At 65.8% G+C, this 2,640-nt stretch carries 2 protein-coding genes; both read right to left on the bottom strand.

The window, feature by feature from the left end; genetic code table 11:
• Nucleotides 1–116: 116 nt before the first annotated feature.
• A complete protein-coding gene (locus PY310_RS21300; protein ID WP_275216625.1) occupies nt 117–884 on the bottom strand; it encodes an ATP-binding protein in 768 nt (255 codons plus the stop codon).
• Nucleotides 884–2,497 (bottom strand): IS21 family transposase, encoded by a 1,614-nt coding sequence (gene istA / locus PY310_RS21295; protein ID WP_275216624.1) that lies wholly within the window; start codon nt 2,495–2,497, stop codon nt 884–886. Before istA ends, PY310_RS21300 begins: the two co-directional genes overlap by 1 nt.
• Between the last annotated feature and the right edge of the window lie 143 nt (nt 2,498–2,640).

The raw sequence follows: 2,640 nt of genomic DNA, 5'->3' as shown, positions 1-2,640 counted from the left end.
TGGCAGATAGCTGTTGTTGGAACTGCTGGTCTGGGTAGTTGGTACTGAGATTCTGAGGACTTGGTACCGGCCCTTCGCTGGTGTGCTCGGGGCCGGCACCATGTCCTGGGTGGGGTCTACTCCCAGTGGTCCGGTTGAGCCCGGGCCCTGTCGTCGCGGAGCTGGCGCATGTCCACGTCGCCGAGGTTGAGTTGGCGAGCGTTGTTGGCCAGCCGGTTCACGATCGAGTCCGCGGCCACCCGGTCCGGTAGGGCCTCGACCCAGTAGGCCGGGCCGGACTGCGAAGCGATGAGTGTGGGCAGGCGATGTTCCCGGTTGGCCAGGACCGCGAAGAGGTCATTGGCCGCTTCGGGGTCGATGCCCACGGTGAGGAAGTCATCGATGACCAGCAGGTCCACGTCCGAGAGCTCGTTGAGGAGCTTCTGGTGGCCGATGCCGTCACCGCGGGCGATGACCAGCCTGCGGGCGAGGTCGTCCATCCGGGTGTAGGCGACGGTGTGTCCGCTCTGGCAGGCGGCGATCCCGATCGCGCAGGCCAGGTAGGTCTTGCCGCCACCGGTTGGTGAGATGACCAGCAGGTTCGTGGGGTCCTGGCGCCATTGGTGGGCGGCGTAGCGTTTCATCCGCACCGGGGTGATGCCGCGTCCTTCCTGGTAGTTGATCTCGGCGACCGAGGCTTGCGGGATTGGGAACCTTGCGGCGCGGATGAGCTTGTCGATCCTGTGGGCTCGGCGCTGGTGGAGTGCGTCGTCCACTGCGGTGAGGAAGATCTGCTCGGGAGTGAGCTCGTCATTGGCCTCGTCGGTGATCAGTTCCTCGAACCGCACGGCCAGGTGCGCGATGCGCAGGGTCCGGAATTTCTCGTGGTCCTCGCTGGTGAACATCAGCCCTGTCCTCCTTGGCCGCCGCGGCGGTAGTGATCGGCCGAGCGCACGTGCACCGCCGCCTGGAGGCCTGCGCCGGGGTCGGCGCCGCCGGCGGGTTTGCGGGTGGCCGCCGCGGGTGTGATTGTTCTGGGTTTCTTGGTGTCGGAGTCGATGGTGGCCATGATCCGTTTGATCGTGCTGTAGGTTCCCGGGCCCTGACCGGTGTCGAGCAGGACCTGGCAGGCTGCCTCGAGGCGGGCCTTGTTCCGCTTGCCCAGGGACTCCAGGATGTTCTGGCAGTCCAGATAGCCTTGGGCCTCCACCGCATGCCGGTCGATGATCCCGGCGATGACCGCCTCGGTGGCTGGCCCGAAGCCCCGGGCCCGGTCCGTGAACCACCGCTTGGACCACAACCCGTCGATACCCCGGTGCCGGGTCGGGGCATGCGCGACATCGGTCGAGTACTGGCCCTTCCGGCCCTGCCGCCGGACATGCTCACAGATGACCTGGTCCCCGTCGAAGACGGTCACCGTCGTGGACGTGACTCGGACCCGCAGCAGCTGCCCGGCATAGGTGTAGGGCACCGAGTAATGCTGGGAATCGCAGCTGACGTGGTAATTCCGTCCGACCTTGAGCTGCTTCCACTCCACCGAATCGAACCCGTCGGCAGGCAGCGCCTGGAGCAGGCCGGACTCATCGGCGGTGAAGCGTTCCCACCGGGTGCTCCCATCGGCCCGGGGAATCTGCTCGTTGATCTCGACCAGCCGGGCCCCGATCGCCGCGTTCAGGGACTGCACCGTGGTGAAGACCTCCTCGGCCAGATAGCCGATCACCCGCTTGTTCACCACGTTCACCGCCGACTCGGCCGCAGCCTTATCGCGGGGGCGTTTCACCCGGGCCGGGACGATCCCCGTCGAATAATGCTCGGCCAGCTGCTGGTAACGGGGGTTGAGCACCCGGGCCGACTCACCCCGCTTCGGCCGGTGGGTCGAGGTCGCCGGATTATCCGGGACCACCAGCTGCGGGACCCCACCATAGAACGAGAAAGCCGCCACGTGGGCGGCAATCCAGGACGCCGATGTCATGTCCGTGTACCCATGGCAGAACACCGCACCGGAATACGGCAGCACCGCCACGAACAGATAGACCCCGGTCACCTCCCCAGTGACCGCATCCACGACCTCCAGGGTGTCACCGGCCCAGTCCACCAGCATCGCCCGGCCCGGCTCGTGGTGCAGCGTCGCGACCACATCACTCACCCGGGCATGGTCGGCGAACAGGGCGCAATACTGTGAATACCCGTACTTCTTCCCGCCGTTCGCGGTGGCCGAGGCCAGATACCTGCTCCAGGCCTGCTGAAGGGTGAAGTGCCGGTTCTCCCGCATCGAAGCCAGCACCCGATCAAAATCCGGGCGCTCGTATAACTCAGTGACCCTCTTCCGGCCATCGGGAAACAACCGGGCGATCTCCTGCGGACTCATCGCCCCGATCTGCCCGGCGGTAAATCCGTACGCCGCGATCGTCTTCTTCGCCGCGGCCACGTCACGACGTGAACACCCCACCACCGCGACGATCTCGTCATAGCTCCGACCAGCAACAGCCAAGGTCATGATGGCCTTGAAATCGGCCATGCTGCCTCCTCACATAGGAAGAGGCGGCGCCCAGTGCACCGCCTCACCCATAGCGCAGCACCCAGCGGCCACGACAGCACCAACTCACCGGAACAGCAATACCAACAACCCGGAACACGCGTACCAACTCAAGCTATCTGCCA

The organism is Pseudarthrobacter naphthalenicus (assembly GCF_029076445.1).
Classification (GTDB): Bacteria; Actinomycetota; Actinomycetes; order Actinomycetales; family Micrococcaceae; genus Arthrobacter; species Arthrobacter naphthalenicus.
This window is presented reverse-complemented; position numbering and strand designations above follow the sequence as displayed.